The sequence below is a fragment of the Variovorax sp. Varisp85 genome (assembly GCF_047304045.1).
GTDB lineage: Bacteria > Pseudomonadota > Gammaproteobacteria > Burkholderiales > Burkholderiaceae_C > Variovorax.
The window spans coordinates 1-5,683 of sequence record NZ_JBGLYN010000125.1 but is presented as its reverse complement, the minus strand read 5'-3'; the positions used below and the strand labels follow the sequence as shown (position 1 = coordinate 5,683).

The 5,683-nt window shown below is 70.5% G+C and carries 4 protein-coding genes; all 4 read right to left on the bottom strand.

The window, feature by feature from the left end:
* A partial coding sequence (locus ACCC97_RS28480; protein WP_413336319.1) for an efflux transporter outer membrane subunit occupies positions 1-1,575 on the bottom strand: 1,575 nt, incomplete at its 3' end.
* 15 nt (positions 1,576-1,590) lie between these two features.
* The gene (locus ACCC97_RS28475) at positions 1,591-2,715 is read right to left on the bottom strand and encodes an ABC transporter permease (RefSeq protein ID WP_413336317.1); all 1,125 of its coding nucleotides are present in this window, start codon (positions 2,713-2,715) and stop codon (positions 1,591-1,593) included.
* Positions 2,716-2,726: 11 nt separating this feature from the next.
* Positions 2,727-3,857, bottom strand: coding sequence for an ABC transporter permease (locus tag ACCC97_RS28470; RefSeq protein ID WP_007838528.1), 1,131 nt, complete (start codon positions 3,855-3,857; stop codon positions 2,727-2,729).
* The gene (locus ACCC97_RS28465) at positions 3,854-5,620 is read right to left on the bottom strand and encodes an ATP-binding cassette domain-containing protein (protein WP_413336315.1); all 1,767 of its coding nucleotides are present in this window, start codon (positions 5,618-5,620) and stop codon (positions 3,854-3,856) included. The genes ACCC97_RS28470 and ACCC97_RS28465 overlap by 4 nt, the downstream gene beginning before the upstream one ends.
* Positions 5,621-5,683 lie beyond the last annotated feature (63 nt).

Sequence of the window (5,683 nt, the reverse complement as noted above, 5' to 3'; positions counted from 1 at the left end):
TTCGCCACGCCCGCCGGCAGCGCGACATGGCCGCCCGTGCCCGTGAGGCCGACGGCGTTGCCCCGGCGTCCGGCGGTGCCGGCCGCGCCCCCCCGCCGCGCGCGGGGGGGGGCCCCCCCCGGGGGGGGGGGGGGCGGGGGGGGGGGGGGGCCGCGGCGCCGCCCGCGGGGGGGGCCCCGCGTCGAGCTCGACGCCCAGGTCGGTGAGGCCGCCCTTGTAGCGGGCAGCCGCCAGCACCAGCGCGTCGCGGCCGCGGCGCTCGCGCTCGGCCAGTTCGGTCTGCCGCTGCCGCTCGGCGGCGTAGGCGGTGAGCGCCGAGTCGATCTCGTGCCAGGCCTTGAGCACGGTCTGCTGAAAGGCCACGGCCGCTTCCTGCTGCTGCAGCTCGCGCAGTTCGACGGTGCCGCGGCGGCGTCCGTTGTCGAAGATCGGCAGGCTGATCGACGGGCCCACGTGCCATTGCCGGCTGCCCCATTCGCCGAAACGCTCGCTGCCCACCGATTCGTAGCCGAAGCCGGCGCCCAGCGTCACGCGAGGATAGAGATCGGCCACGGCCACGCCGATGCGGGCCGTGGCGGCATGCAGCTGCGCCTCGGCCGCCGCGATGTCGGGGCGGCGGCGCGCGAGTTCGGCGGGCTGGCCCAGCGCGAGGGCGGGGAGCGCCGGGGCGCCGGGTGCGTCGCCGGTGGCGGTGTCGGCCAGTTCGGTGTTCAGCGCGCCGGGCGCGGCACCGGCCAGCAGCGTGATGCGGTTCGTCGCATCGGCCTCCTGCAGCAGCAGCGCGGGAATGCGCGCGCGCAGTTCGGCCACCAGCGCGCGTTGGCGCACCGGGTCCAGGTCGGTGACGAGGCCGCCGTCGGCGCGCGCCTGCACCAGTTCGAGCGACTCGGCGGCTGCCGCGATGTCGGCGCGCGCGATGCGCAGTTCGCGTTGCGTGCCGCGCAGCTCGAAGTAGTTGCGCGCCAGCTCGGCCTGCACGCTGAGCCGGGCCTGCCGCAGCAGCGCGGACGAGGCGCTCGTGTCGGCATCGGCCGCCTCGATGGCCCGGCGCACGCGGCCCCACAGGTCGATCTCCCACGAGGCATCGAAGCCGGCCTGGTAAAGGTTGTAGGGCTCGCTGAGCGTGTGAATGAGCTGGTCGCGGTTGGAGACCGACGAGCCGATCGCATCGATCATCCGCGTGGCGGCACCGCTTTCGCTCTGGCGCTGCCGTGTGACGCCGGCGCTCGCGTTCACCTGCGGCCCCTGCTGCGCCGCCGTGGTGGTGCGCTGCACGCGGCTTTGTGCGAAGCGCAGGGCGGCAGTCTGAAGGTCGGGGTTGCTTGCGAGCACCATGGCTTCGAGACGGTCGAGCACCGGATCGTTGAAGGCCTTCCAATCGCCGGATGCGATGCCGCCGGTGGAAGCGCCCTGCCGTTCCGCGCCCAGCAGCGCGGGCGAGCCGCCGTGCCAGGCAGTCCAGTCGGCGGGCGTGCGCACCTCGGCCGGTTTGTGGTCGGGTCCTACGGCGCAGCCGGAGAGCAACAGGGAGAAGGCGAACGCGGTCGCGGCGCGAGGAGCGGACAGAAGAGGCATGGCGTGCTCCCGGTTTCAGACAAGACGGTTGCGGAACAGCCAGGCCGCCAGCGGCAGCGTGATGGCGGCGATGACTGCGAGCGGAATCAGGTTGTGCCAGACCGTGCCCAGCCCCACGCCTTCGAGGTACACGCGCTGCACGAGATCGATGGCAAAGCGCAGCGGGTTGGCCAGCGTGGCCACCTGCAGCACGTGCGGCATGTTGCGCACCGGCGTGGTCAGGCCCGACAGCAGCATCAGCGGCATGAGCAGCACGAATGCGTAGAGCATGGCCTGCTGCATGTTGGCCGACACGGCCGAGATCGACAGGCCGATGCCCACGCTCGCGACCGTGAAGAACACCAGCCCCGTGTACAGAGTGACGAGCGAGCCCGCCATCGGAATGCGGAACCAGAACAGCGCCACAAGCAGGATCAGCGACGACTGCACCAGCCCCACCAGCACCGGCGGCAGCGCCTTGCCGATCATGATCTCGAGCGGCGACATCGGCGTAACCAGCAGCTGGTCGAAGGTGCCTTGCTCGCGCTCGCGCGCCACCGACAGCGCGGTGAGCAGCAGCGTCTGCAGCATGCTGAGCGCAGCGATCATGCCGGGCAACAGGTTCCAGCGCGTCTCGAGGTTCGGGTTGAACCATGCGCGCGATTCGATGACCAGCGGCGACGGCGGGGCGCCCGCGCCCGCGCGCGTGCGCAGTTCCGCGTTGTAGCGTTCGACCACCGCGCTCACGTAGCCCGCCGCCGAGCCCGCGGTGTTGGAGTTGCGCGCATCGAGGATCAGCTGGATCGTCGTGGTCTGCCCCGCGCTGAGCTGCTGCTCGAAGTTGGCGGGAATCTGGATGACGAGCAGCGCCTGCTCGGTGTCGATCACCTCGCGGATGTCGGCTTGCGAGCGCAGCGTGGCCACGCGGTGGAACACGCCCGTGCTGTCCAGGTGCGCGATGAGTTCGGACGAGGCGCCGTTGCGGCTCTGGTCGAGCAACGCATAGGGCACGTTGGTGAGGTCATAGGTCGCGCCGTAGCCGAAGACCAGGCTCTGCAGCAATGCCGGCGCGACCAGGATGGCGCGCGTGGCCGGGTCCTTGAGGATCGTCAGCAGCTCCTTGCGGCAGAGGTTGGCGATGCGCATGAGGAAATCGACCATGGCTTCGGCCCTCAGTCGAGGCTCTTGCGCGTTACCGCGCGCGCCACCAGCAGCAGGCCCACCGCGTACGCCAGCAGGATCGCGCAGTTGCGCCAGATCAGCGGCCACACGTCACCGGCGAGGAACAGCGTCTTGATCAGGTCCATGAAATAAGTGGCCGGCAGCAGGTGCCCCACCACCCGAACGGCAGTAGGCACGTTGCGCAGATCGAACAGGAAGCCCGACAGCATCATCGAAGGCATGAAGGTCGCGATCAGAGCCACCTGGCTCGCGAGGAACTGGTTGCGCGTGACCGACGAGATCACGAGACCCAGGCTCACGGCCACGATCAGGTACAGCATCGAGCTGAACACCACCACCAGCAGCGAGCCGTACATGGGCACGGCGAACAGGTAGCGCGCGGAGAGCAGGCACAGCGTAAGGCCCAGCATGCCGACCGCGAAGTACGGAATGATCTTGGCCAGCAGGATCTCGACCGGCCGCACCGGTGTGACGAACAGTGCCTCCAGCGTGCCGCGCTCCCATTCGCGCGCCATCACCAGCGCCGTGAGGAAGGCGCCGACCAGCGTCATGATGAGCACGATCAAGCCCGGCACCAGATACCAGGTGCTGGTGTTCGCGGCGTTGAACCACATGCGCTGCTCGACGGCGACGCTGCCTGCGGCCGCGGCGCCGGCAGCGTCGCCGCTGCGGTCCGCCTGCCGCACGCCCGCTTGCGCGAGGGCGCCGCTCACGTAGGCCTTGATGATGCTCGCGCGCCCCGCGTCCGAGCCGTGCACGATGAGCTGCACGCGTGCGTTGCCGGCGGCGAGCGCGCGGGAGAAATCGGCCGGCACGCGCACGATGCCGTCGACCTTGCGCTCGCGCATCAGTTCCTCGGCGTCGTGCATCGAGCCCAGCAGGACCGGCGCAATGGTGGGCGAGAGCTGCAGCCCGGCAATGGCCTCGTGCGCGGTCGGCGAGGCGTCTTCCATGACCACCGCCACGGGCGCGTTCTTCACGTCGAGCGACATGCCGTAGCCGAAGATCAGGATCAGCACCATCGGCAGCAGGATGCCGATGGCGAGGTTGCTGCGGTCGCGCAGCAGCTGGCGGAACTCCTTGCGCGTGAGGGAGACCAGGCGGGACCGGAAGCCGTTCATGCCGCCACCTCTTCCGTGCTCTTGTGCCGCGCCTTCTCGACGATGCCGATGAAGGCCTGTTCCATGTCGATGCGTCTCTCGCTGTCTTCCTCGCCCAGCGCCTGCGCGCGCACCTCCTGCGGCGTGCCGATGGCCAGCACCTTGCCTGCGTCCTGGATCACGATGCGGTCGCAGTACTCCGCCTCTTCCATGAAGTGCGTGGTGATGACGACCGTGGTGCCGCCTTCCGACAGCGCCGTGATGCGGCGCCAGAACTCGCGGCGCGCGAGCGGGTCGGCGCCGCTGGTGGGTTCGTCGAGGAACAGGATCTCGGGCTCGTGCAGCAGGCCGGTGGCCATCGCCAGGCGCTGCCTGTAGCCGCCGGCCAGTTGGCTGCTGGGCGTGTCGAGTGCCTGGGCAAGGTCGAACTGGTGCAGCACCGTGTCCATCCGCTCGCGCAGCTTCGCGCCGCGCAGGCCGTAGGCCCCCCCGAAGAACGAGAGGTTCTCGCGCACCGTGAGGTTGCCGTAGAGCGCGAACTTCTGCGAGACGTAGCCGATGCGCTGGCGCGCCTGTGCGCGTGCATGCCGCAGGTCGACGCCGGCCACGCGCAACTGGCCGCCGCTGGCGGGCAGCAGGCCGCAGAGCATGCGGAAGGTGGTGGTCTTGCCCGCGCCGTTGGGGCCGAGCAGGCCGAAGATTTCGCCGCGCCGAACCGAGAAGCTGGTGTTGGCCACGGCGACGAAATCACCGAAGCGGCGCACGAGGTCCTTGACCTCGATGACCACCTCGCCGGATTGGCCGTCGGGCGTCGCCATGGCGGCTGGCGGAATGGTGTCGCTGGCGGGCGATGGCTGCTTTCGCAGCAGCATCATGAAGCCGTCTTCGAGGCGCGGCGCGACGGGCTCGGTGTGCGCGCCGTCGAGCAGCGCGTCGAGCCGCGCGCCGTCTGCTTCCTCGCGGCGGATGAAGCGCACCTCGCCGCCCTGCGGCACTGCATCGACGATGTCCTGCCGCGCGTCGAGCAGGCGAGCCTGAAGCAATCGCGGCGGCTCGCTGTCGGGCGGCGTTGCGACAAAGCACAGGCCGCGCGCCCGGTCGCGCAGTTCGCCGGGCGCGCCCTGCGCCAGCAGCTTGCCGCCGCGCAGCACGAACACATGGCTGCAGCGCTCGGCCTCGTCGAGGTAGGCGGTGCTGACGATGACCGAGAGCTTTTCGTCGTCGACCAGTTGCTGCACGATCTCCCACAGCTCGCGGCGCGAGAGCGGGTCCACGCCCACAGTCGGCTCGTCGAGCAGCAGCAGGTCGGGCGAGCGCACCAGCGTGCAGGCCAGGCCGAGCTTCTGCTTCATGCCGCCCGAGAGCTTGCCGGCGGGGCGGGTGGTGAAGCGGCCGAGGTCGGTCATTTCCATCAGCCGTGCGTAGCGCTCGCGCCGCTGCGTGCGCGGCACGCCGTGCAGGTCGGCGTAGAGGTCGAGGTTCTCCTGCACGCTGAGGTCGTCGTAGAGGCCGAAGCGCTGCGGCATGTAGCTGATGCGGTCCTGCACCGCCTGCGGGTCGGCCGACACGTCGATGCCGAGCACGCGAAGCTCGCCCTGGTCGGCGCGCATCAGGCCGGCCATGAGGCGCAGCAGCGTGGTCTTGCCTGCGCCGTCGGGACCGACCAGCGCGGTGAGCGTGCCGGCGGGTACTTCGAGCGACACGTCGTCGAGCGCGTGCACGGCCGCGGCCGGCGCCTTCGGCACGAAGCGCTTGTGCAGCGAGCGCCCGGCCACGGCTTGCATTCAACAGCCCTCCGTGTGGGAAGTCTTGCTCCTTCCCCCGCTGGGGGAAGGCTGGGATGGGGG

Bases quoted from the DNA above. Each gene is read 5' to 3' on its own strand.
- ACCC97_RS28475 (WP_413336317.1), bottom strand. From the start codon at position 2,715: ATGGTCGATTTCCTCATGCGCATCGCCAACCTCTGCCGCAAGGAGCTG.
- ACCC97_RS28470 (WP_007838528.1), bottom strand. From the start codon at position 3,857: ATGAACGGCTTCCGGTCCCGCCTGGTCTCCCTCACGCGCAAGGAGTTC.
- ACCC97_RS28465 (WP_413336315.1), bottom strand. From the start codon at position 5,620: ATGCAAGCCGTGGCCGGGCGCTCGCTGCACAAGCGCTTCGTGCCGAAG.